Origin of the sequence: Allorhizobium sp. NPDC080224, from assembly GCF_050281005.1 — a bacterium.
Taxonomy (GTDB): domain Bacteria; phylum Pseudomonadota; class Alphaproteobacteria; order Rhizobiales; family Rhizobiaceae; genus Allorhizobium.
Genome location: NZ_JBNNWJ010000001.1, coordinates 1,528,432 through 1,550,796, shown reverse-complemented (window position 1 = coordinate 1,550,796; position 22,365 = coordinate 1,528,432). Strand labels below are relative to the sequence as shown.

29 protein-coding genes and 2 tRNA genes are annotated in these 22,365 nt (G+C 60.2%); 24 read left to right on the top strand and 7 right to left on the bottom strand.

Annotated features, from left to right (window positions below):
* The first annotated feature begins 12 nt into the window (after positions 1 to 12).
* From ACQKP1_RS07735 to ACQKP1_RS07620, 24 genes are all read left to right on the top strand, one after another.
* A complete protein-coding gene (locus ACQKP1_RS07735) occupies positions 13 to 1,206 on the top strand; it encodes a tyrosine-type recombinase/integrase (protein ID WP_427276423.1) in 1,194 nt (397 codons plus the stop codon).
* The gene (locus ACQKP1_RS07730; RefSeq protein ID WP_427274826.1) at positions 1,206 to 1,568 is read left to right on the top strand and encodes a hypothetical protein; all 363 of its coding nucleotides are present in this window, start codon (positions 1,206 to 1,208) and stop codon (positions 1,566 to 1,568) included. The genes ACQKP1_RS07735 and ACQKP1_RS07730 overlap by 1 nt, the downstream gene beginning before the upstream one ends.
* Positions 1,569 to 1,645: 77 nt before the next feature.
* The gene (locus ACQKP1_RS07725) at positions 1,646 to 1,846 is read left to right on the top strand and encodes a helix-turn-helix transcriptional regulator (RefSeq protein WP_427274825.1); all 201 of its coding nucleotides are present in this window, start codon (positions 1,646 to 1,648) and stop codon (positions 1,844 to 1,846) included.
* Positions 1,843 to 2,094, top strand: a complete 252-nt coding sequence (locus tag ACQKP1_RS07720) for a hypothetical protein (protein WP_427274824.1) — start codon at positions 1,843 to 1,845, stop codon at positions 2,092 to 2,094. The genes ACQKP1_RS07725 and ACQKP1_RS07720 overlap by 4 nt, the downstream gene beginning before the upstream one ends.
* Before the next feature lie 56 nt (positions 2,095 to 2,150).
* Positions 2,151 to 2,330 carry a hypothetical protein gene (locus ACQKP1_RS07715; protein WP_427274823.1) on the top strand — a complete coding sequence of 60 codons (180 nt, stop codon included), beginning with the start codon at positions 2,151 to 2,153 and terminating at the stop codon, positions 2,328 to 2,330.
* Positions 2,331 to 2,397: 67 nt separating this feature from the next.
* The gene (locus tag ACQKP1_RS07710; protein ID WP_427274822.1) at positions 2,398 to 2,640 is read left to right on the top strand and encodes a hypothetical protein; all 243 of its coding nucleotides are present in this window, start codon (positions 2,398 to 2,400) and stop codon (positions 2,638 to 2,640) included.
* Positions 2,621 to 4,306 carry an AAA family ATPase gene (locus ACQKP1_RS07705; RefSeq protein WP_427274821.1) on the top strand — a complete coding sequence of 562 codons (1,686 nt, stop codon included), beginning with the start codon at positions 2,621 to 2,623 and terminating at the stop codon, positions 4,304 to 4,306. The genes ACQKP1_RS07710 and ACQKP1_RS07705 overlap by 20 nt, the downstream gene beginning before the upstream one ends.
* Before the next feature lie 162 nt (positions 4,307 to 4,468).
* Entirely contained in the window at positions 4,469 to 4,651 is a 183-nt protein-coding gene (locus ACQKP1_RS07700; protein WP_427274820.1) for a hypothetical protein, read from the top strand.
* 357 nt (positions 4,652 to 5,008) lie between these two features.
* Complete coding sequence (locus tag ACQKP1_RS07695; protein ID WP_427274819.1) at positions 5,009 to 5,323, top strand: hypothetical protein; 315 nt, start codon at positions 5,009 to 5,011, stop codon at positions 5,321 to 5,323.
* An 80-nt stretch (positions 5,324 to 5,403) separates the two neighbouring features.
* Positions 5,404 to 6,111, top strand: a complete 708-nt coding sequence (locus ACQKP1_RS07690) for a hypothetical protein (protein WP_427274818.1) — start codon at positions 5,404 to 5,406, stop codon at positions 6,109 to 6,111.
* Between the two features lie 380 nt (positions 6,112 to 6,491).
* Positions 6,492 to 6,896, top strand: a complete 405-nt coding sequence (locus ACQKP1_RS07685) for a hypothetical protein (protein ID WP_427274817.1) — start codon at positions 6,492 to 6,494, stop codon at positions 6,894 to 6,896.
* Positions 6,880 to 8,271, top strand: coding sequence for a phage portal protein (locus ACQKP1_RS07680; RefSeq protein WP_427274816.1), 1,392 nt, complete (start codon positions 6,880 to 6,882; stop codon positions 8,269 to 8,271). The genes ACQKP1_RS07685 and ACQKP1_RS07680 overlap by 17 nt, the downstream gene beginning before the upstream one ends.
* A 15-nt stretch (positions 8,272 to 8,286) precedes the next feature.
* The gene (locus tag ACQKP1_RS07675) at positions 8,287 to 10,122 is read left to right on the top strand and encodes a prohead protease/major capsid protein fusion protein (RefSeq protein WP_427274815.1); all 1,836 of its coding nucleotides are present in this window, start codon (positions 8,287 to 8,289) and stop codon (positions 10,120 to 10,122) included.
* Positions 10,122 to 10,352, top strand: a complete 231-nt coding sequence (locus tag ACQKP1_RS07670; protein ID WP_427274814.1) for a phage head-tail joining protein — start codon at positions 10,122 to 10,124, stop codon at positions 10,350 to 10,352. Before ACQKP1_RS07675 ends, ACQKP1_RS07670 begins: the two co-directional genes overlap by 1 nt.
* A complete protein-coding gene (locus ACQKP1_RS07665; protein ID WP_427274813.1) occupies positions 10,349 to 10,666 on the top strand; it encodes a DUF2190 family protein in 318 nt (105 codons plus the stop codon). The genes ACQKP1_RS07670 and ACQKP1_RS07665 overlap by 4 nt, the downstream gene beginning before the upstream one ends.
* Positions 10,666 to 11,031: a hypothetical protein gene (locus ACQKP1_RS07660; protein WP_427274812.1), complete on the top strand. Its 366-nt coding sequence runs from the start codon at positions 10,666 to 10,668 to the stop codon at positions 11,029 to 11,031. Before ACQKP1_RS07665 ends, ACQKP1_RS07660 begins: the two co-directional genes overlap by 1 nt.
* A 137-nt stretch (positions 11,032 to 11,168) precedes the next feature.
* Positions 11,169 to 11,444: a phage tail assembly protein gene (locus ACQKP1_RS07655; protein ID WP_427274811.1), complete on the top strand. Its 276-nt coding sequence runs from the start codon at positions 11,169 to 11,171 to the stop codon at positions 11,442 to 11,444.
* A 123-nt stretch (positions 11,445 to 11,567) separates the two neighbouring features.
* Positions 11,568 to 13,736 (top strand): phage tail tape measure protein, encoded by a 2,169-nt coding sequence (locus ACQKP1_RS07650; RefSeq protein ID WP_427274810.1) that lies wholly within the window; start codon positions 11,568 to 11,570, stop codon positions 13,734 to 13,736.
* Positions 13,736 to 14,302, top strand: a complete 567-nt coding sequence (locus tag ACQKP1_RS07645; RefSeq protein ID WP_427274809.1) for a hypothetical protein — start codon at positions 13,736 to 13,738, stop codon at positions 14,300 to 14,302. Before ACQKP1_RS07650 ends, ACQKP1_RS07645 begins: the two co-directional genes overlap by 1 nt.
* Before the next feature lie 123 nt (positions 14,303 to 14,425).
* Entirely contained in the window at positions 14,426 to 14,935 is a 510-nt protein-coding gene (locus tag ACQKP1_RS07640; RefSeq protein ID WP_427274808.1) for a hypothetical protein, read from the top strand.
* On the top strand, positions 14,889 to 16,628 hold the full coding sequence (locus ACQKP1_RS07635; RefSeq protein WP_427274807.1) for a phage terminase large subunit family protein: 1,740 nt from the start codon (positions 14,889 to 14,891) through the stop codon (positions 16,626 to 16,628). The genes ACQKP1_RS07640 and ACQKP1_RS07635 overlap by 47 nt, the downstream gene beginning before the upstream one ends.
* A gap of 10 nt (positions 16,629 to 16,638) precedes the next feature.
* Complete coding sequence (locus tag ACQKP1_RS07630) at positions 16,639 to 17,067, top strand: hypothetical protein (RefSeq protein ID WP_427274806.1); 429 nt, start codon at positions 16,639 to 16,641, stop codon at positions 17,065 to 17,067.
* A gap of 180 nt (positions 17,068 to 17,247) precedes the next feature.
* A complete protein-coding gene (locus ACQKP1_RS07625; RefSeq protein ID WP_427274805.1) occupies positions 17,248 to 17,493 on the top strand; it encodes a hypothetical protein in 246 nt (81 codons plus the stop codon).
* A gap of 7 nt (positions 17,494 to 17,500) precedes the next feature.
* A tRNA-OTHER gene (locus tag ACQKP1_RS07620) sits at positions 17,501 to 17,579 on the top strand.
* Positions 17,580 to 17,815: 236 nt separating this feature from the next.
* Here ACQKP1_RS07620 and ACQKP1_RS07615 read toward each other — a convergent pair.
* The 7 genes from ACQKP1_RS07615 to ACQKP1_RS07585 all read right to left on the bottom strand — a co-directional run bounded on the left by ACQKP1_RS07615 (position 17,816) and on the right by ACQKP1_RS07585 (position 22,307).
* Positions 17,816 to 17,892 (bottom strand) — tRNA-Pro (locus tag ACQKP1_RS07615).
* A gap of 121 nt (positions 17,893 to 18,013) precedes the next feature.
* Positions 18,014 to 18,424 carry a hypothetical protein gene (locus tag ACQKP1_RS07610; protein ID WP_427274804.1) on the bottom strand — a complete coding sequence of 137 codons (411 nt, stop codon included), beginning with the start codon at positions 18,422 to 18,424 and terminating at the stop codon, positions 18,014 to 18,016.
* An 80-nt stretch (positions 18,425 to 18,504) separates the two neighbouring features.
* A complete protein-coding gene (locus tag ACQKP1_RS07605; RefSeq protein ID WP_203019979.1) occupies positions 18,505 to 19,038 on the bottom strand; it encodes a MerR family transcriptional regulator in 534 nt (177 codons plus the stop codon).
* Between the two features lie 125 nt (positions 19,039 to 19,163).
* Complete coding sequence (locus tag ACQKP1_RS07600; RefSeq protein ID WP_006727522.1) at positions 19,164 to 19,502, bottom strand: integration host factor subunit alpha; 339 nt, start codon at positions 19,500 to 19,502, stop codon at positions 19,164 to 19,166.
* Positions 19,503 to 19,610: 108 nt separating this feature from the next.
* The gene (locus ACQKP1_RS07595; protein WP_427274803.1) at positions 19,611 to 20,582 is read right to left on the bottom strand and encodes a beta-ketoacyl-ACP synthase III; all 972 of its coding nucleotides are present in this window, start codon (positions 20,580 to 20,582) and stop codon (positions 19,611 to 19,613) included.
* A 16-nt stretch (positions 20,583 to 20,598) separates the two neighbouring features.
* Positions 20,599 to 21,645, bottom strand: a complete 1,047-nt coding sequence (plsX, locus tag ACQKP1_RS07590; RefSeq protein ID WP_203014796.1) for a phosphate acyltransferase PlsX — start codon at positions 21,643 to 21,645, stop codon at positions 20,599 to 20,601.
* A gap of 101 nt (positions 21,646 to 21,746) precedes the next feature.
* Entirely contained in the window at positions 21,747 to 22,307 is a 561-nt protein-coding gene (locus ACQKP1_RS07585; protein WP_203014794.1) for a YceD family protein, read from the bottom strand.
* Between the last annotated feature and the right edge of the window lie 58 nt (positions 22,308 to 22,365).

Genomic DNA, 22,365 nt, shown 5'->3' with positions numbered 1-22,365 from the left:
GTGACAGAATTGATGAAGTCCGCCCTGCCCAACAAGACGAAATTTTACTTCGATCGGGAGCTCCCCGGCTTCGGCCTCTATCGGACGCCAGGCGGCACCGGAACGTTCTTCGCGGAATTTCGCCCGGTAGCAGGTGGAGCAAAAAAGCGAATCAAGCTCGGTCGCGTCGGTATCCTTAAGCCAAATGAGGCGCGCGAGGCCGCTCGCAAGGCAATCGCGATGGCGGGGCTCGGCAAGGATCTGGCCAAGGATCGCGCCGATGGCCGCGCCAGCATGACGGTTGCCGAACTCGTCGAGGAATATATCAGCGGCAAGGAAATGAAGGCGTCGTCTCGTGACTTCTATCGCACCACACTGAAAACTCAGATAATGCCGCACATCGGATCCACTAAGGCCGTGGCCCTGATGCGTATCGACGTGCAGCGCGCGCATGACAAAATGAGCAGGAAGGCGAAGTATTCCGCGAACCGCGCCATGGCGCTGCTCTCTGCTGCCTATGTTTGGAGTGCTAAGCGCGGCCTTGTGCCGGAAGGCATGAACCCTGCAGCTGCTATCGACAAGAACAAGGAAATCAGACGCGAGCGCTATCTGACCGAAGAGGAGATGGCTCGGCTTGGCGATGCGCTGCGCGAGGCTGAGACAGTCGGGATCCCGCACAAGGCGTCGGAAAGCAAACACGCGCCGAAGGACAAGAACCGCACCGTATACGGCCCGCATGTCACGGGCGCGATTCGTCTTCTAATGCTCACGGGCTGTAGGCTTCGCGAGATCCTTCATTTGCGATGGTCCGAATACGATGCCGTTCGCGGCCTTTTGCACCTGCCAGATTCGAAGACTGGACGGAAAACCGTTGTCCTATCCGAAGCCGCCCAAGCGGAAATCGAAAGCATCCCGCGCGTCGGTGTTTACGTTATAGCTGGGCAGTCGGCCGCCCTCCCCGACGAGAAGCCGCGCGCCGATCTCAAAAAACCATGGGCGGCGATATCGGCCCGCGCTGGTATCCCCGATGTCCACATCCACGATCTAAGGCATACATTCGCGTCTGTCGGCGCTGGCGATGGCATGTCCCTGCTAACCATTGGCAAGCTGCTACATCATGCTGATGCCGCGACAACGCAGCGCTACGCGCATGTCGACGTCAACCCGCAAAGGGCTGCAGCCAACCTGATTGCCGGCAAGATTGCAACGGCGATTGGAGGCAAGTGATGGCCAAGCTACCGCCAATCGAAGTGAACGCTATCCTTGCGCGAGAGGAACTGCACAAGGGCAAGGGCAGCCGCGACAAGGCGCTAGAATTGCTTGAGGCGGCTGGCGATGGCCCGCTAGCGCAAGAACTGCGTGATCAGGTCAAGAAGCGAGGCCGTCAACCGTTCGGCGCGAAGCACCGATGGTGGGACATCGGCACACGCAATGACGAGCTGCTGGCCGCTGGTGCGTCATACGCGGAGAGGCTTGAAACATTGGCGCGGGAGTTTCATCTCAGCGATGAATCGAAGGTCAAAACAGCTATCGCGCAATACGAACGCGCTTACGCGGCGCGGCGGCGCATCGACGAGGAAAATCGGTAGGCCGATTTAAAGCAACTAATCCCATTTGTAGAATGCCCCCATAAACCTCCGTGCAATCTCAAGCAAAGGAGGCAATAATGAAGAACCTACGAGTACCCCAAGCGGCGGAATATCTCGGCATTTCAAAGTCCCTGCTCGACAAATTCCGCTGCTACGGCGGCGGTCCTACCTTCGCCAAGATCGGCAGGACGGTTATCTACACCACCGCAGATCTCGATAGCTGGCTGGCCACAAAGCGGATCTCCGACAACGACAACAGGTCGCAGGTGGCGGCATGAGCGACTTCCAATTCGAAAGCAACTCGCCATTCATTGAACTTGCCCTTGGGGCTGGCTTTGCAGATAGGGCGACGACTTGGCTCGGTTCAGCCATCACAGCGCTGGACGATGCAATAGCCACTGACAGGGAAATGAACGGTGTCGGAGAAGAGGTTTCCCTTACGCTGAGTGCGCGCCAGGCAGACCATCTGTCTCTTGGGCTTATCATGCTTCACCGGCACTTCAAACAGCAAGCACTAGTCATTTAGCAATTTACCTAATCATCAACACGAAGCGTCCGGCGCGTCCGGCGATAGGAGAAGTCATGCAAAAATTCGAAATCCACACATCCTGCGGCAAGGTCTTTCACGAGACCCTTGACCAGATGAGTGACCGGCAGATCGCCGGATTGATCGACGGAAATCCTGACCATCCGGACATTCCAGTTCTTCGCGAAGAACTGGAACGCAGGCGCATGGCGCGCGAGGCGCGGCAAGCCGCCTAACCACACACCCCACACCACCACAACCGCCTGCCGGTATCAGCCGGCGGGCATAACCCATGGAGACAAGATGCAAATCATCTCGTTCCGCCCGGCCCCGCCTGGCGGAGATAAAACGATTGCGCGCTTTGACGTCCAGCTCGACGGAATGCGCCTTTACAACCTCTCCCTCAAGCGAACAGGCGCAGGGCTGCGCGTGTTTGCGCCGTCCGCATTCGGATGCGCCGCCGCCACCTTCAGCCATGAAACTGCAGCCGCGCTGATTGCGCTCGCCACCGGAGAGATCGACCGACATGAACAGCGCACTTCCTAAAGAAACACCGGGTGCAGACGGCCGCGAAGCTCTGATTTTTGGCATCTGTGACCGCCTCTATGACCATGGGCACTGCTACACCAACGTTGTCTTGGCGCCGGTCGATGCTGATGGCGTGCCGGATTGGGAGAATGCAAGCCCAGACCGACTTGAGGCCCTTGAGGCCGACGAGTGGCCGGAAGATCCTCAAACAGCCAAACGTGCCGCGGTGCTGGTAGACGAAATCGACGGATGCGACAAGGCGACATCAATGCTGATTTTCCTTAGGGAAGATGGCCAGCCGTCCATGCAGCAAGTCGCGGGACCGGATCATGACGCTGACATCGCCATGCGCATCATCGGGCGCGACATTGGTGCGACACCTCCGGCAGCCGACCCGTCTCCCTTGCAGCAGGCAACTGCCAAGCTGATGGACGACATGCAGGCCGCGCACGAGCCTGTCCCCGCCGCGGCAAACGACAATGATCCGCTTGCGCGATATCTGGCAGCATTCAGCGGCCCGAAGACCATCATGGCCAACGGCAAGATCTACAACGCCGTTATCGAAAGCATCACGGGCAACATCTCTTTTGTCGACGGCAAGGCCATTTTCTCAGGCAGAGGCTTTTCTAAGACGATCGACCTTCCGCAGTCATCAGGCCCGCGTCTTGTGCCTTCGGGCGACTTCGTTCGCGGTTTCCAGCCTCCCGACTACGCCATCGAGGGGATTGCTCAGCGCGGTTTTGTCTACTCTCTCACAGCAAGCACGGGCACCGGAAAGACGGCAATCGCGCTCTTGCTGTCGCTTCTCACCGCACAAGGCAAAGAGCTAAATGGCAGAGAAGTCATGCAGGGCCGCGTCGTCTATTTTGCCGGCGAAAATCCGGATGATGTCGCTATGCGATGGATTGGGATCTGCCACGACCGGGGGATTGATCCTGCCAGCCTCGACGTCCACTTCATCACCGAGAGGTTTTCAATCCCGAACGCTATCGAAGCAATTCGGGCTCAGGTGAAGGCTATTGGTGGAGCCGGCCTTATCGTCGTCGACACATCTGCTGCCTACTTCCAAGGCGATGACGAGAACGGCAATACTGCACTTGGCGGACACGCTCGAGACCTTCGTGCGCTGACCACGCTGCCAGGACGGCCGTGTGTGATCGTTCCATGCCACCCCACCAAGAACGCACAGGCAGACGCATTGCTTCCTCGTGGCGGTGGTGCATTCATCGCTGAGATGGACGGCAACCTGACCCTATCGCGGGCTGGCGAGGCCGTCCGCTTGCATTGGCAAGGGAAGCATCGTGGCCCCGACTTCAAGCCGATTTCGTTCCGGCTGGACACGGTCAACGCGCCGCAACTTGTGGATAGCAGAGGGCGGCCAGTACCGACGGTCATGGCGACGCCACTGACCGACGGCGAATCTGCCGGGCCGGCTGCATCGCTTCTGAACGCCATTAAGGGACGCGCGTCGAGTGCGCTGGAGATCCTGCATTCTCTGGCGAGCGACGGCGAGCCCGTGCCAATGGCTGTCTGGCGAGAGAAGTGCCGGGCAGAGTTTGACACTGGCGCGAAGACGAAGGGTTCACTCGACCAGATGTTCAAGCGAGCCAAGGACGAACTGGTAGCAGCTGGCGCCGTCGATATCGTTGACGGCGGGGTGCGTCCCGTTATGCCGGAGAACTGACCATGTACGCGTGTACATGTACATGCAGCGTACACGCGTACATCACCACCAAAAGGCATCATCGACGCATGTACAACATGTACAAAACCCTAGGTTTGTACATGTGTACACGCTGAGAGCCTCGGAAAATTAAACCACAATAAAAACCAGAGGAGAGAAAGAATGACAAACGTGATACCCCTGAACGAAACTTACAAAGGCCTGCACCCCGACACCGGCAAGCCCGTCACTGTCGTCGGCGTCGACACGTCCGGCATAGCCCCTGCGCTGATCATCATCCGCTCAGACGAGCGCGGCATTCGCGCGGAAGTCGTCAACTCTGTTGATGCTATGCCCACGGCTTGACCAAATCCCGGCCACCGCTCTAAATCCATGAACGGCCAGCGGTGGCCATCACCAAGGCGGCGGCACGGAGAGAACCATGTCGCTTGGACCCGGCGCCCGTCGCCTTCATACATACCAGAACCAAAAGATCGTCGTTGCGTGCGAACGGTGCGGCTTATCGCGCCGATACGACGGGAACCAGATGATTGCGAAAATCGGCCCTGACGCGGTGCTACCTGATCTTCTGCGACGGATCGCCAAGGCAGAGGGATGCGAGCTTATAAGCGCGCCAACGCCGAACGGTTTGAGATGCGGCTTGCACTATGGCTGATCGTCTTCTGCTCATCCTGATGGCACTGATGATCCTGGCGACGATCGTTGGCGCAGGTGCGCAGGTCTGGCAGGCCTTTTGAGGCGGCCGACAGGCGTCTTGCTGACGAGTACGACAAGGCGCAGGAAATGGGGGAGGTTCGTCGCCCGAACAACGAGAAAACCAATTCCTGTGTGGAAGCGGTTTCTGCATCCGACATCGGCATCACCTACAAAGAAATCCACGAAGCCCGTAAAATTCGCGACGCTGAACGCGAATTGCCGGCCAGCCTAAAGGCGGCGCGCTTTACACCAAGACAAAATAAAAGTCAACCGCCGCTTGCCCGGCGCATGGCTTTTTCTTACATACCCTTTGAGGCGTGACGCTTCACGAATATAGCGCCGGGAACCCCGGCAATTGCCTGCCTGGGAGGGCGGGCTTTCTCTTTCAACGGGGGAAGACGTTGAAAATCAAGTTTGCACGCAAGAATACCGACGGCCAGATTTGGCAATGGCCGGCGAGCAACATGGGACCGCATCGGCCCGCAACACTTCAAGGCGCAAAAGTCACTGGTCCAGATATTGACGCATTCCGCCAACGTGGTGCTGCCGTCTACTCCTCAAACTTCCATGACCCACAAGCAGCCAACGACAACAAGGACTGGCCGCTGGCCAAGCTCTTGCGTACCGAGCGCAACGATTATTGCCTTGCCCTGGCGGAGCGCTACCGGGATCTGCACGACACAGCCACTCGCCCGACCGAACTCGTCGGCAAGGAGGCGGATGATACATTCCATCTCGTCCAAAGCTTCGACAAGGACGGGAAGCCGAAAGGCCTGAAGGTCGTCACAGGAAAGAAGGCCACGGTCGAATCCCAGCCTACGCGAAACCGCGCCGCGCCCGTCCCTAAGAAGTGGCAAGGCGACTGGCCTATTCTCGCTGCCATCGATGCAAAGCGCGAGTTGGCCATTATCCGCGCCAAGCTGGCCTACGTGCCGAAGATACTGGATGCGTTCGAATGGTCCGTCGTGGATAGCCTCACATTGGAGGAGATCGGCAAGCGGCTAGGTGCTGGCAGCAAGGGTGCAAAGGGCGAAGCCCGCGCGCGTGTTTTCGACGGCTTTGAGCTAGTCGATCGGCATTGGCGCACGCAGGACAGGAAGGCCGCTTAGGGGTACCCCATTTCCCCGCGCCAAATGGGTAGGGAGAGAGAGGCTCGCAGCGATGCGGGCCTTTATTGTTTCAGGAAGCTTCCCCTTCCTGACCGGTGGGCGGCCGCGCGCGGTTGCTCACCTCCCAATTCGGAATCGGCGGTTCGTCCTTGTCCCGCTGGTCGAGCCGGTTGAGCGCGTTGTCTCCTCTTCGCGATCCCGGCGAAGTTTCGAATTGCCATGCCGCATCATGGCAATCAGCCCGACGACTGACCTTCCCAGTAGGTTGTCGGGCACCCATTCCCTCAGTGAGCAACTGCAGCGCCTTCGGGCGCTGCTTTTTTTCTGCCCACGTCAAACCCTTGACCCGTCAAAAATCAACCACACCAAAGGAGGCGCCCATGGCGACCGACAGCGCTTTGCCGTCTTCCGAGCTCGGCCGTTACATCACGTTCGCGGACGTCGCGAAAACCACAGAAACCCCCGTCGACACGATTGTCACCTGGCATCGGCTGATCCGAGCCATGGGCTTCGCCTTCGGCGAGAAGATAAGAGGTTGCTGGAATTTCAGTCCGCACGAGCTCTACCAGTTCCAGATTGCGGCAAGCCTTTCAACGGCAGGCCATCCCGTCGGCATTGAGACTATCCGGCAGATCCTTGAGGCAACCAAGGACACGGCAAGGCCTGACGGCAGCCTCTTCCTGAAGACGAAAAGCACATTCGCAATCATCGCAGTCAACCTGCCTGGATTGTGGGACGTGCTTGCGCACATGTTGCAGAGGGCCGCCGATGCTATCGAGGATTAAAAACTGGCTCACCAGCAGCACCCGCTCCTACCAAGCGGCCCAAGGCGGCCGGCGCGGTTCGGCGCTGAAGACGATGCACCATCCGTTGCAGTCGATCGCCGCAGCACGCGGCACCCTTGCGGCCCGCGCTCGCTATCTTGCGGCAAACAATCCCTTGGCTGCCAGCGGCGTTGAAGCATGGGTTAGTGCGCTCGTCGGAACCGGCATCAAAGGACAGGCAAAAACACCCGGCCCGCTCCGAAATACGCTGAACATCGGGTTTGAGAACTGGACCGACGACGCGGACGCCGACGGGATCACCGACTTTTACGGTATGCAGGCTTTGATCGTCCGGCGCGTCGTCATCGACGGCGAGGCCCTGGCCATTTTCGTGCAGGACGGCGACCGTCTCGCCATCCGGGTTATCGAGGCGGAACAGCTTGACGCGAGCTACACGGCCAACCTCGCGAACGGCAACGTCATCGTTCAGGGCGTGGAGCATGACGCAAACGGAAAGCGCGTGGCCTATCACGTCTTCGACCGTCCGGCAGCGATGGATTACGCATCCACACGGCAGCGAACCCGCTACGCAGCCAGCGAGGTCATGCACGTCTTCCGGCGTGATGTCCCCGGCCAGGTTCGTGGTATCACCTGGTTCGCACCAGTTATCGTCCGCCTGTCGGATCTCGACGGATGGCGCGATGCTCAGATGATGCGGCAGCGCATGGCGGCCATGCTCGCCGGGTTTGTCGTATCAGCGGACGGCAGCGGCGCACCTCTTGAGGGACAGCAGTCTGGCAGCACCATTGTCGGCGGCTTCGAACCGGGCACGCTGCAATACCTCGAGCCCGGCCAGGACATCAGGTTCAGCGAACCGGCAAAGATCGGCCAGGAAGTCATAGATTTCGCCGACATCACCGAGCGCGAAATCGCGGTCGGCCTCGGTCTGCCGGACTACCTCCTGTCCGGCGACCTGAGCGACGTCAACTATTCCAGCATTCGTGCCGGCATGGTCGAGTTTCGACGTCGCGTCGAAGCGCTGCAGCACTCGCTCCTGGCGTTCCAGTTCCTTCGGCCCGCATGGCGTCGCTGGGCCACGCTGGAAGTCTTGTCTGGTCGTGTCGATGCACAAGTTGCCGAAGCTCTGCCAGTCTCGTGGATCACCCCGAAAGTGCATTGGGTGGATCCGGCCAAGGACGTGCGCGCCGAAGTCGAGGCGGTCGCGGCTGGCCTTATGTCGCGCCGTGAAGCCGTCGCGGCCCGCGGTATCGATATCGAACAGCTTGATGCCGAGATCGCCGCCGACAAAGCTCGGGCTGATGCCCTCGGCCTGACCTTCACCACCATGCCGCCCGCGGCGAATGACAATCAGCCTGCAGCGCAAGCCGCGGCATAACTTCCGAGGTCATCGATGACAAAGAAGAACGGCGACACCCCCGCCGAACGAACAGCCGTGCCCGAAATGCTAACCCGCGCCGATGCCAAACTCTCGAGCTTCAATGCAGAAGCCCGGACGGTCGATCTGGTACTCGCTACAGAAACTCCGGTTCGCCGACGTTCTTGGGACGTTGGCACCTATGACGAGATCCTTCTCGTCACACCACAGGCGATCGACGGCGCGCGTCTGGACAGCATGGCCTTGCTCGATAGCCATGACGCTTATTCGGGACTGGATTCCCGGCTTGGCTCTGTCGTGCCTGGTTCTCTTAGGTTCGAAGGCAAGACCGCTATCGTGACGGCCAAGATCAGCCGCAACCCCAAGGGCGAAGCGCTCTTCCGCGATCTGGAAGACGGGCACGTCATGGGCGTGAGCGTTGGCTACAAGATCACATCCCAAACCAAGACAGAGGCACCTGCAGGCGGCACGGCAACGATCCGCGCGACCCGCTGGCAGCCGATGGAAATCAGTGTCGTGTCCGTTCCGGCCGACCCTGGCGCAAGCACCCGCTCGCACGAGCCGGACGCTGACACCACCACCCCCGCAATTGAAAGGCAGACTATGACCCGCAAAGAACTGAATGCAGAAGTACGCTCTATCCAGAAGGCTGCCGGCCTTCCTGACACATGGGCACAGACGCACATCGACGCCGACGAGATCGACCTGAACGCGGTTCGCGCCGATGCTCTTGCGCAGCTTTCCACTCGCTCGCAGACCACGACGCCGTCGAACGTCCAGATCGTCGCAGACCACACCGACCCGGCTGCTGTCCGCTCGGCAATGGCTGACGCTCTTGCGCACCGCATCGCGCCCGGCGCAGTGAAGCTTGAAGGCCGCGCGGTCGAATACCGCTCGCACAAGCTTCTCGACATGGCCGGCGATATGGCGATTGCCCGCGGCGAACGTGTCAACATCCGAGACACCGAGGAACTGCTGAAGCGTGCTGTCGGCGCGCACTCGACCAGCGATTTCCCGGAGCTCGTTTCGGCCGCCGCCAACAAGGCCCTGCTCGCTCAGTATCAGATCGCCGCACCGACCTACCGTCAGTGGGCTGCTCGCAAGCCCTTCACCGATTTCAAGGAACATAACTTCCTCCGCGTTGGTGATATCCCTGCCTTCAAGGAAATTAAAGAAGGCGGCGAGACACCTTACGGCACCATGTCGTCTAGCGCTGAAAAGGTCACGGCCAAGGAGTACGGAACCGGCCTGGCAATTGGCCGTCGTCTTCTGATCAATGACGACCTCAGCGCCCTGTCCGACTTCGCCAACGGCATCGCCGTTCGCGCAGCCAACGACGAGAACGCGCTTGCATATGGCATCCTGAAGGCCAACCCGGTCATGCAAGACGGTCATGCGCTTTTCAGTGCTGAGCACAATAACCTGCCAGCAGGTGCCGCATTCGGTGCGACGACGATCGCAGCAATGGTGAAGGCATTGCGCGGCCAGACCAGCCTCGACGGCATGAAGCTCAACCTGCAGCCCGGCATGCTCGTCGTCGGCACCGATCTTGAGGTCTCGGCCCGCACGCTGCTTACGGCCATCCAGGCGACCAAGACCAGCGATGTGAACCCGTGGGCAAACTTCGCTGAACTGGTGGTGGATGCCGAACTCGGTGCGACTGAGCATTACCTCTTCACCTCGCCAACAGCCGCCCCGACCGTAGTCTACGGTTACGTTGGTGGCGCCGAAGGCCCGCAGATCCGCACCGAACGCGATTTCGACACGCTCGCCCTGAAGGTTGCGGCCAACCTCGACTTTGCTGTCGGTGCCATCGACTTCCGCGGCGTCGTCAAAAATGCCGGCGCATAATGTCGACCATCCCTGAATTGCAGGCAATGCGGGCGGCCCTAGTGGTCGCTCGCTCGTCGGGCACGCTCAAGACAGTCTTCACCTCCGGCAGCACCAGGCGTGAGGTTGAGTACAAGAGCGACAGCGAGATGGCGGCGGCAATCGCTGCCATCGACCGCGAAATCAATGCGGCCAGCGGCACGCGTCCGCGGCGCTTCCTCCCCACTTTTTCAGATGGATTCGATACATGAAAAACTTCATCCAAACCGGCGAAATCCTTGAAGTAACCGCACCCTATGACGTTGCGTCAGGTGGCGGCGTTCTTGTCGGCAGCATCTTCGGCTTTGCCGTCACCTCGGCCGTGTCCGGCGATAAGGTCAACATCAAGCGGAAAGGCGTTTTCGAGCACGCCAAGACCAGTGCACAGGCCTGGACGCAGGGCGCCGCCTTGTATTGGGACAACACTGCCAAGGTGCTCACCACCACCGCATCAGGCAACACGCTCGTCGGTGCGGCTGCTCTTCCGGCTGCCAATCCGACGGCAATCGGTCGCATTGTGATCTGATGGACTGGAAGAAACTGGAGGCGGCCACTGACCTGGCCGTCCTCGGCGCCTTCAGTGAGCTCGTGCGACACGCTCCCATGACATCATCGGGCACGATCGACAGCACCCGGCCAGCGCAGGACATCCAGGGCGTGCTCCACACCCCGACTCCGGCCGGCACCATCAACATCGGCAATGGCCTGACGACGACGGTTTCGGCCGCCGAGGCCGCGCTCGTGGTCAATCGCGCCGACTATCCGGGGATTGTCTTCAAGGCCAAGGACAGGATCCGCGGCAGCGAACTCACCGGACAGCCGTGGTGGGAAGTGAAGACGGTCAACGACCGCTATTCGAGCGTCATCATCCTCGCGCTCAACCAGGCCTAGCCCATGCAAATCATCGCGAAGATTGCGGCGCACTACGCCGCCACGCTCGGCCGTGTCTACTCGGCCCTGCCTCCCAAATCCCAAGACACACCAATCACCGCGGCAAGCCTGCGGGAAGCCCTCAAGGAGGAGACCCCATGCACGTCAACTATTTCCTGAAAACCCCGATCGAACACGGCGGCAAGACTTACTCGGAACTCACATTCCGCGAGCCGAAGACCGGCGACATGATGGTGCTCGACAAGTTCACAGGCGAAATGTCGAAGATGGTCGCGCTCATCGCCACCATCGCTGATGTGCCTATCCAGGTCATCAAGGATGCCAGCCTTAAGGACTTCACGGCCATCTCGGAAGCCGTGGCGCCGTTGCTGGGAAACGACCAGCCATCGACGGACGCTGGATCGACCTCATAACCATCGTCGCTGCCGAGCTCTCGACATCCATCGCGGATGTCGAGGACTTCCCCCCTGAGAAAACTATCGCGTATGCGCAGGCGGCTGTCCGCTGGCTGAACCAAAAGAACGGGGCTCCTAAGGATGGCTAAGACCCAAGACGCCAAACTAATTGTATCCCTGCTGGACCGTCTATCCGGTCCGGCTAAGGCCATCAGCGGCACGCTTTCCCGCCTTTACGCTATGCAGGCCCGCAACACCGCCGCTCTCGATCAGATGCGCGGGCGGATGCTCGACGCGATGGGTGCCGGCTATGCCTTGGCCCGCTCGCTATCGGCGCCTATCAATGCGGCAATCGCTTTTGAATCGACCATGGCCGACGTGTCCAAGGTCGTGGACTTCGAAAGCCCCAAGGCATTCGCTCAAATGGGGAAGGATATCCGCGAGCTCAGCTTGCGCATCCCCATGGCAGCCGACGGTCTTGGCCAAATCGTAGCGGCGGCCGGCCAGTCTGGCATTGCGAATAACGAACTGCTGAAATTCACGGAGCTCGCCGCCAAGGTTGGCGTTGCTTGGGACATGTCGGCGGACCAGACCGGCGAAGCCCTGGCGAAGCTCAAGACGGCCCTTGGCCGCAGCATCGAAGACACGGCGAGCCTGGCCGACGCTATCAACCACCTCGGCAACAATTCCGCCGCGTCCGCTCCCAAGATCTTGGACGTTGTCCGGCGCGTTGCCCCGATGGCATCGCAGTTCGGCATGACAGCCGAAGAGGTCGCAGCGCTCGGTGCGGCCATGACCGGCGCGGGTTTTGAATCCGAAGTCGCGTCTACTTCCATTCTCAATATCGGCCGTGCGCTGACCCGCGGATCCGGTGCGACTGCTCGCCAGTCGAAAGCATTCAAGACGCTCGGTCTTTCGTCCAAGGCCGTTGCCAAGTCGATGCAGAACGATGCCATGGGCACGCTGCAGGGCGTTCTCGAGCGCATTGGCAGGCTTCCGGCAGACATGCGCGCCAGCCTAGTCTCTGACCTATTCGGCGATGAAGCACGCGCCCTTGGCCCGCTCATTTCGAACGGCAAGCTGCTCGGCGATACACTCGACCTGATCGGCGACAAGAGCCAATACGCAGGCAGCGCAGCCAAGGAATTTGACGTTCGCAGCAAGACCAGCGCGAACAACATGCAGCTGTTCCGCAATCGCGTTACCGATCTCGCCATCAGCGTGGGGGACGCCTTGCTGCCGGCGCTCAACAAGGTCATGGACGTCCTCGGCCCGACGGTCACGAGCATCAGCGACCTTGCCCAACGCTTCCCCGCGCTTACGGCCGGCATCGTCGGCGCAACAGCTGCTGTCATCGCCTTCCGCATCGCACTTACTGCACTACGCTTCGCCGGCCTCTATGCCCTCGGTGGCATGATCTCGACGGCCATCGGCTTTACCACGTTCGCCGGTGCGGCCACAGCAGTTGGCGCTGCCCTGGCAGCCATCAGCGCGCCTGTATGGCTCGCCATCGGGGCAGCCGTTGCAGTCGTCGCAGGTGCAGGCGCGTTGCTCTACAAATACTGGGACCGCATCACAGCGACGCTGCGTGGCGTGGCGGCCGGCATCAGCGAAGAGCTTGCCCCGGCCTTCGAAACCTTACGGCCTGTCCTGGCGTCCATCGAAGCGGGCTTCCGCGCGATCGGCGACGCTGGCTCGTGGGTCATGGACAAGCTGTCCGGACTGACCGGCTTGTTCGACAAGGAAATTGTCACCTTCCAGCACGGGCAGGCGATCGAAGCCGGCGCCAAGGCGATGACGCAGCGGATTATCCGCGTCTTCATCGACGGGCATGCGCAGATCTTCGCGGCCGGTTCGCAGATGGTACAGGCCCTATGGGATGGCATGGTCGCAAAGTTCGACGCGTTCATTGCTTGGGTGAAGACGATCCCGTCGCGCATCCGCTCGGCAATTGGCAACATCGATCTGAGCGGCATGATCCGCCTACCGTCTTTCCTCGGTGGTGGTGGCGATTCTCCGCAGGTCGACGGCGCGCGTGCTGCAGGCGGTCCGGTTAGCGCCGGCAAGACGTACTTGGTCGGAGAGCGCGGGCCTGAATTGTTCTCGCCGAGCAATGCCGGCGTCATCACGCCTAACCATGCACTTCGGGCATCGTCGGCGGCGAACAGCAACGTGCCGCCGATCCAGGTGACGAACCACTTCCAAATCATTGGGGCGGGCAACGCTGAAGCCGTGGCCCAAGCCGTGGTGGATCGCCAAGCTCGCACAACAAAATCGGCCGTGGAAGCCGCTTACATGGATGCAGCCTAATGACAATGACAGCCAAGTGGTCTGATAAGACCATCCTCAAGTTCGGCCGGCAGATCGACCGGCTGAACAAGGAGTTCCCCAAGGTCATACCCCAAGAAATCAACAAGGTAGGCAACAGGGCGAAGACCGTCGTCATTCGCAACCTCGTGAAGCAGACGGGCCTAGCAAGGGCCGTCATCGTCAAGGCCGTCGGCGATCCTACACAAGCACGGCCTGGCAAACTGTCCTACGAAATGCAGACACGCGGCGGGAACATCAGGCTCAAGTATCTCAAACCAAAAGAGAGCGGCGGCGGTGTCGTGGCCAAGCCGTTTGGCAAAACGACCTACTACCCCGGCGCTTTCATGATGGGCGGCGCTATCGGTGCTCGTAAGGTCGTGCCCAAGTTCAAGGGACACGTCATGTTCAGGAATAGATCAAGCGGGCGGCACTACACATTCGCCCGCTCTGGCGTCTTCATCCCTGTCGAGATGATGCGCGGCCAGACGCTTGCAGCGTTCAACAAGATCGCAGTGCCGTTGCTTGAGCAGCGCGTTCAGAAGGTCATCGCGAAGCTGCTGAAGTAGCAGGCGAAGGCGGTCTGTCGATGGTTCCCCCTCCACCAATCCGAGGGCGGACCACCACGACCCCCGGAAATCAGTCTGCGAATATTTTCCTATGCGATTTCCTTCCTTAGAAAGTAATTCCTCATGGAGATGAAACAAGCCGCACTTGCGGGGCTTTTGGGCCTTTCTAGTAGAAGAATTTCCCAACTTTCCGAGGAAGGGATCGCGGTTCGCGTCGGTCCTGGCACCTTCGATGCGGCTGTCACAATCCAGAATTATATCCGGCACATCGCCGGCAAGGCTGGCAGCCGAGACGCCAACCTCGACCTGAACGCCGAAAAGGCACGGCTCGCCAAAGAGCAGGCCGACGGCCAGTCGATGAAAAATGCTCAGCTCCGCGGCGAGCTTGTCGAGGCCGAGGCCGTTGCCCAAGAGTGGGAAAGCATCATCGCCGACGTGCGCAGCGCCATGCTGGCCGTCCCTGGCCGCCTCCGAAGGCGTGCCGGCAGTGCGCTCGATGCAGCCGCCATCTCCCTTGTAGATCACGAAATTCGAGAGGCCTTGACCGCCCTTGCAAACGCTGATGCAGATCAGGCGGCGCGCCCTCATGAAGGCGAAGCCGCCACCGAAGACGAAACTATCTCAGTGGATTGAATCCGAGATCCGCCTTCCTGAAAGCGTTGCGGCCGTCTCAGGCCGCATCAGGCTCTACCGCCCTCAGGTAGACATTGCCGACGCCATCGGCGACCCGTCCATTGAGCGGGTAACGATCGTCAAACCAGTCCGCGTCGGCTTCACTACGCTCTTGACCGGCGCGATTGCTGGCTTCGTCGCAAACGACCCTTCTCCCATTCTTGCCGTCCTGCCGACCGAGGCCGACTGTCGCGACTATGTCGTGAGCGATATCGAGCCGATTTTCGATGCATCGCCGGCCATCCGGAAGCTGCTTTCCGGCGACACCAAGGAAGGCGACCGAGACACTATGCTGTCGAGGCGCTTTCCAGGCGGCTCGCTAAAGGTCGTGGCTGCCAAGTCGCCGCGCAACCTTCGTCGTCATAACGTCCGCGTCCTGCTCATGGACGAAGTCGACGGGATGCCGGTGACGGTGGAAGGCAACCCGCTGTTGCTCGCCGAGAAGCGGACGCTTTCCTTTCCGGATCGCAAGATTGTGGTGGGCTCGACCCCTACCGATGCCGACACCTCGAACGTTCTCGCTCGGTATGCGGAAAGCGACCAGCGCATATTCGAATGCCCATGCCCGCATTGCGGTTCGTTCCACGAACTGAGGTGGAAGGATATCAAGTGGGACGAAAAGCCGGAAGAAGCGGCATGGTTCTGCCCTGCATGCGGCACCGAGACCGACGAGAAGCACAAGCTTGCCATGGTCGAAAACGGCCGCTGGCGCGCCACCAAGCCGGAAGTCAAAGGCCATGCCGGCTTCAGGCTTAATGCCCTTGTGTCGCTCTTGGAAAACGCATCGTGGGGCAAGCTGGCCGTTGAATTCGTCGCCGCATCCAAAGATCCGGAAGACATCAAGACCTTTGTCAATACCATCTTGGCCGAGGGCACTAATGGCGGCGGCACCGAGCTCGACGAGCAGGATCTGCTGAACCGGCGCGAGCAGTTCGGACTAGAAGCTATGCCGGCCGAAGTGCTGTCTATGACGGCAGGCGTGGACGTGCAGCACGACCGCCTGGAAACAACCCTGATGGGCTGGGATCGCGCCGGGCTGCCGCATGTCCTTGCGCACGTCATCATCGATGGCCAATGGAATGATGACGAGACATGGGCGGAACTGGACGAGCTATTGAAGTCCCGCTGGCAGCACCCGCTAGGCGGCACGATCGGCCTTGACGCTGTCTGCATCGATGCAGGCGATGGCGTGACCATGGACAAAGTCCTTGGCTTCACCGGCCCGCGCATTCGCCGCAAGGTCATGGCCATCAAAGGCCGGCAAGGCAACATCCCCTGGATCGCTGCCAGCCGTTCGGAGAAGCGGCGCGGCAGTCTATGGATCGTCGGTGTCGACGGTATCAAGGCCGCATTGTTTGGCCGCCTGGCGAAAGGCGAGATCCGTTTTTCTGACAGCCTGGAGGCCGACTATTTTGAGCAGCTTACGGGCGAGCGCATGCTCGTTCGCTATCGCCGCGGCGCCAAGGTCTACGAGTTCGTTCCTGTCACCGGCAAGCGGCACGAGACCTTGGACTGCGCCGTGTATGCCATCGCGGCCCACAAATCCCTGACCATTAACCACGACCGGCGCGAAAGTGAGCTCCGCGTCGAACATCAGCCGCCGGCACGGCCGCGCGTCGTCAAATCAGAGTGGGCCACGGCTCACCGAAACTAAGGAGATGAAAGTGACCATCCAGTTGAAGAAGTATCAAACCAACTCGGCAGAGACGGGCTATGTCGCGTACTTCGACGTCCACTTTGATTGCGGAATGACCGCCCGCGGGCTCGCGCTTCTCCGACCCGTAGAGCGTCCGAATGTAGGTTGGCTCATGTTCCCGATGCTGGCGCGCGAATCGCGGAGAAGCATCGGCATGACGGAAGAACTGATGCAGCTGATCGGAACGCGTGCATGCCTCATGTACCAAGCGATGACCGGGACAGCGCTTGAGTTTCAGCTTCCACCGAATGTGCACACGACTGATGAGAAGAAGCCGCGTGTCGTTAAGTCAAGTTGGCTGTCAGGCGATCGCGAAAGCCATGAACCAGACGACGCAGGGCTTCGGCGCGTCCTTGGCGACGCCGAGCGGGATAGCTTGGAGATGGCGGGGATCTGACCCCCGCCTTTGCCAAGTCTTTGACTTCATTTTAGAGTTTTGACAAATGCGTAGAACAGGCCACTTCCGTTCTACAAATTTGTTAAAAAACAATGACTTAGGCGTGTTTTTTATGTTGACGGCTCCGATTTTCGGCGCCATGTTCCTCTTCATCAACACGGGCCGAGAGGGGCAACGGACATGCAGGCATCACTGATAGAATTGACGCAGGAAGAGGAAGAAATCGCGCTGAGAACGGTGCTCAACTCAAAGCGCTTCCTGGCATCCGAGGAGCATGTAAGGCGCCTTACCGGCCTAGTGATTTCAATGGAGCAGTTCATGGCCGAACTGGTCGATACCGAGGATGAGCTTTTCGAAGCGCTCGCCGACATGATCGATGTCGCCGGCAGCCAAGCGCGCGAGTTGCGGGCGGCATTCAGGGGATAAGAGTTTCGCCCAAGTACCGGCCCGATCTTCTAAATCGGAAGCCGTAACAGGATCATATGCGGGTTCGATTCCCGCCTTGGGCTCCAAAACAGCGACGGCCACGGCCACCACCTTGCCGGCCACCAACCGGATCCGCCCGTCGCGCCGCGCTCGGCTTTGGCTTTGAGCGCGGCAGAAATTCGGCGCAAGCCGAATCGTCCTGCCGGCCAATCGCCATGCGTAACCCATGGAATACCCGCCGGCAGGACGGCAGGACTGGCTACAATGTGGCTAAAAAGAAAATAGCCACCCCGCAAGGGAGTGGCTAAGTTCTTGTTATTAATGGTCGGAATGGCGGGATTCGAACCCACGACCCCTTGACCCCCAGTCAAGTGCGCTACCGGGCTGCGCTACATTCCGTCATCTGCAAGCCGTGCATTTTGGGTCACGCGTGACCCGCTCGACAGCAAGTTCCCTTTAGACAGTCAGCCATTTCTGCGCAAGGGGAAACTCCAGGGCGGATGAAAAAATGCGAGGATGATCAATCCAGCCGCTGCATCAGCGCCCTCACCTCTTCGAAGCGGCGGCGCTCCTCGGGCTCTTCGCTGTTGGCGGCGTAGCAAGTGCGGTCCATGCAGAAGCGGGTCACCTGCAACGGCTCGGCCCCCGGTTCGAACTGGCATTCGATCTCGTCGGAAATGTCCTGGGGTTCGCTGTCCATGCGGGTGGAATAGGTAAGCCTTGCGCCCGGCGGATCGAGCTCCGGAAAGGCCTGGACCACGCCGACCTTCAGATCTTTGACCATGAGCATGTTTTTCGCCACGAAGATGCAGGCATCCTGCACGGTGGTCGGTCTGGGTTCGGCGGCGTCAGACGACGGAGCCGCCTGCTGTGCCAGTACCGGGACAGCGAGCATGGAGAGAACTGGGAGTGTGATGAAGAGCCGTTTCATGGAGCCTCGCGCGGGTTGCGTGTCGGTCCTTCAACGTCTCAAGGCCTGACGGTGTTCCGTCCAATGGAACGAAGCGTCATTCAGCGCACCTGATCGAGCAGCCGCTTGCATTCGAGCAGGTCGAAGAGTGCCTCTTGCAGAAGCGCACGGTCTTCCTTGCCGATGGAGCCCTTGCCGACCGAAATTTCCAGTGCGTCATCATTGGCACCGCCACCGAAGCCGAAGAAGCGACCACTGGTGCGCACCTTGGGTCGGCCGACGACCTGGTCCTCGTCGAGATTGACCTTCGGCTCGTCGCTCTTAGAGGCATTGGCAGCAACAAGCGCTTCCATGGTGGCGACATCGCCGGTCGCGACCGCCATGACGAACTTGTTGCCATTGGTCTTCAGAAGCTTCTGCACGCCCTTGATCGTATACCCCTGATCGTAGAGCAGATGGCGGATACCCTTCAGCAGTTCGACATCATCAGGACGGTAGTAACGCCGTCCGCCGCCACGCTTCAGGGGCTTGATCTGAGGAAAGCGGGTTTCCCAGAAGCGCAGGACGTGCTGCGGCAGGTCGAGATCGTCAGCCACTTCACTGATCGTGCGGAAAGCATCCGGGCTCTTGTCCAACTGCATCACAGCGCTCCTCGAAGATCGCGCGGACGCGCGACTCGGATCACATTTCAACGGGGTGAGGGCTGGTTTTCAAGCGCTCGATGATCGGCGGCGAGATGCTCCACCGATTTTGGTCTTTCTCAAGCCGCAGGATTGGCCGGCTTCTGCTTGGCCTTGCGGGCGATATGGGCCCGCAGGATGCGCTGCTTCAGCACATTCGACGCCTTGAAGGTCATGACACGACGCGGCGAGATCGGCACTTCCTCGCCGGTCTTCGGATTGCGGCCGATGCGTTCGTTCTTGCTGCGCACCTGGAAGGTTGCAAAAGAGGAGAGCTTCACAGATTCACCGCGCACGATGGCATTGCAAATCTCGTCGATGACCGTCTCCACCAATTCGGCAGATTCGGTTCTGGAAAGACCGACCTTGCGAAAGACTGATTCTGCCAGATCCGCACGCGTCACTGTCTTTCCGGCCATTGTTCTCGCCCGCCCAAATCAATGATCTTGTTGAATTGTGCAGAGACTATTGCCCTTGGCCGCAACGGTCAAGTGCTTGTCGATGCGCAATTTTTGGGGTTTCAGCGGTTACCAGCGCAGGAGCACGGCACCCCAGGTGAAGCCGCCGCCCATGGCTTCCAGCATGACCAGATCGCCCTCTTTGATCCGACCGTCGCCGGCCGCAGTCGCAAGGGCCAGCGGAATGGATGCAGCAGACGTATTTCCATGCTTGTCGACGGTGATCACGACCTTCTCATCAGGAATGCCGAGCTTCTTCGCCGACCCGTCGATGATGCGCTTGTTAGCCTGATGCGGGACCAGCCAGTCGATGTCGTCAGCGGTCGTACCGGTCGCCGTGAAGGCCCCCTCGATGACGTCGGTGATCATGCCGACGGCATGCTTGAAGACTTCGCGGCCTTCCATGCGCAGGTGGCCGACAGTGCCTGTGGTCGATGGGCCGCCGTCCACATAGAGCTTTTCGCGGTGGACGCCGTCGGAACGGAGATTCGACGTCAGAATGCCGCGATCCGTAACCGCTCCCTCGCCTTCGGCCGCCTCGAGCACCAGTGCGCCGGCACCATCGCCGAAGAGAACGCAGGTCGTGCGGTCGGTCCAGTCGAGGATGCGCGAGAAGGTCTCGGCGCCGATGACCAGCACGCACTTGGCCATGCCGCCGCGGATATAGAGATCAGCGGTTGCCATGGCATAGACGAAGCCCGAACAGACGGCCTGGACATCGAAGGCGAAGCCGTGATGCATGCCGAGACGGTTCTGGATGTTGACGGCCGTCGCCGGGAAGGTGTTGTCGGGCGTCGAGGTCGCACAGATGATCAGGTCGATATCGGCAGCCGTCATACCTGCGCGATCAAGCGCTTCCTGGGCGGCGGCGGCACCCAGCGATGCCGTCGTCTCGCCTTCACCTGCGATATAGCGCTGCTTGATGCCGGTACGCTGAACAATCCACTCGTCGGAAGTTTCGACCTGGCTTTCGAGATCAGCATTGGTCATAACCCGTTTCGGGAGCGCTGCTCCGAAACCGCGAACTACAGAACGGATCATTGGAGTTTCCTACCTTTCACGCCGCTTCGGGGCCGGCCGGAGACGGGTGCCGCGCGTGATATTTTTTCAAGTCGTTTTCGATCTTCTGGGTGAGACCGTTCCGGGCCATGTCATAGCCCACATCGAGAGCCGCGGCAAAGCCTTCGGCATCCGTGCCGCCATGGCTTTTGATGACGATGCCGTTCAAGCCGAGGAAGACACCGCCATTGACCTTGCGCGGGTCCATCTTTTCGCGAAGACGATCGAAAGCCCCCTTCGCCAGGATGTAGCCGAGCTTGGCCATCCAGGTGCGCGACATGGCCGAGCGCAGATATTCAGCGATCTGCCTCGCCGTGCCTTCGGCGGTCTTCAACGCGATATTGCCGGTGAAGCCTTCGGTGACGACGACGTCGACCGTGCCCTTGCCGAGATCATCGCCCTCGACGAAACCGTAATAGTCGATCGTGTCGAGGCCGGCCTCACGAATGAGACGCCCGGCTTCCTTGACCTCTTCCTGCCCCTTGATCTCTTCCACGCCGACATTGAGAAGACCGACCATGGGCTTCTCAATTTCGAAGAGCGCGCGCGCCATGGCACCACCCATGACGGCGAAGTCGAGCAATTGCTGCGCATCGGCACCGATGCCGGCACCGACATCGAGCACGATGCTTTCGCCCGACAACGTCGGCCAGATGGCGGCGATCGCCGGGCGCTCGATGGTCGCCATGGTGCGCAGGCAGAATTTCGCCATGGCCATAAGCGCGCCGGTATTGCCGGCCGAGACGACCACATCGGCCTGGCCGGACTTCACCGCCTCGATCGAGCGCCACATGCTGGAGACGTAGCGGCCGCGGCGAAGCGCCTGGCTCGGCTTCTCATCCATGGTTACGGAGATGTCGCAGTGGTGGAAGGTCGACCTTTCCTTCAGCTTTGGAAACTGCGCGAGTATCGGCAGGCAGCGTTCCTGCTGGCCGAAGAGAAGGAAGGTTACATCGGGATGACGCTCAAGTGCCTTGGCGGCTCCGGGGATGACGACCTCGGGACCGAAGTCTCCACCCATGACGTCGACAGAAATTCTGATCACTTAGACCTGACCCTTCTTCATCGCTGGTCAGCGATATTTTCGGCCAAAATAGCGCTTTTCATTCGGCACACAACCCACCCGCAGGTGCAGATGGGGGATGATCAATCCTTTTTCCAGTCTTTCAGGACCGCAAAGGGCGACGGCTTCTTGTCCTCTTCAACCTCGCTTTCGATGTGTCCGGAGAAGGCAACGCCTTCTTTCTTTGGATAGGGATCGATGTCGAGAGCGGCAAATTCGGCGACCAGCGCGCCGGCGTCGATCGTGTCACCGGTAAATTGCTCGGGAAGGTCGGGACCTTCGGGATCGAGCACCATTTCGCCGGCTCCATCGAGCACGATGCGCGCGAGTTTCGAGCCTTCGGGCACGAAGATCTGGTCGATCTCCTGATCGATCGTGGAGACCACCGGTTCCAGGGTGACGACGCAGGCCTGCACGAGTTCGCCCGTGACATTCCCCTTGATGCGTACACCGTCCTTTTTCCAGCGGGCGATCTGCAGGTCGGCGGACAGGCGATTGACCGCCTCCACGTTCCAGAGGTCCGCAAGGCCCGCGCGCTCACGCTCGTCGGCTTCCACATGGACCTGTACCGGGTTGGCGGAGATATGGGCGACTTTCACCAGATAGGTGAACTCGCGAGGGTCCCTTGCATTGCTGCCTGTCATGTCGTCAATCCTTGTTCTACCGTCCGGTCCAACCTCCGCGCTCCAAGCGCTTGCCGCT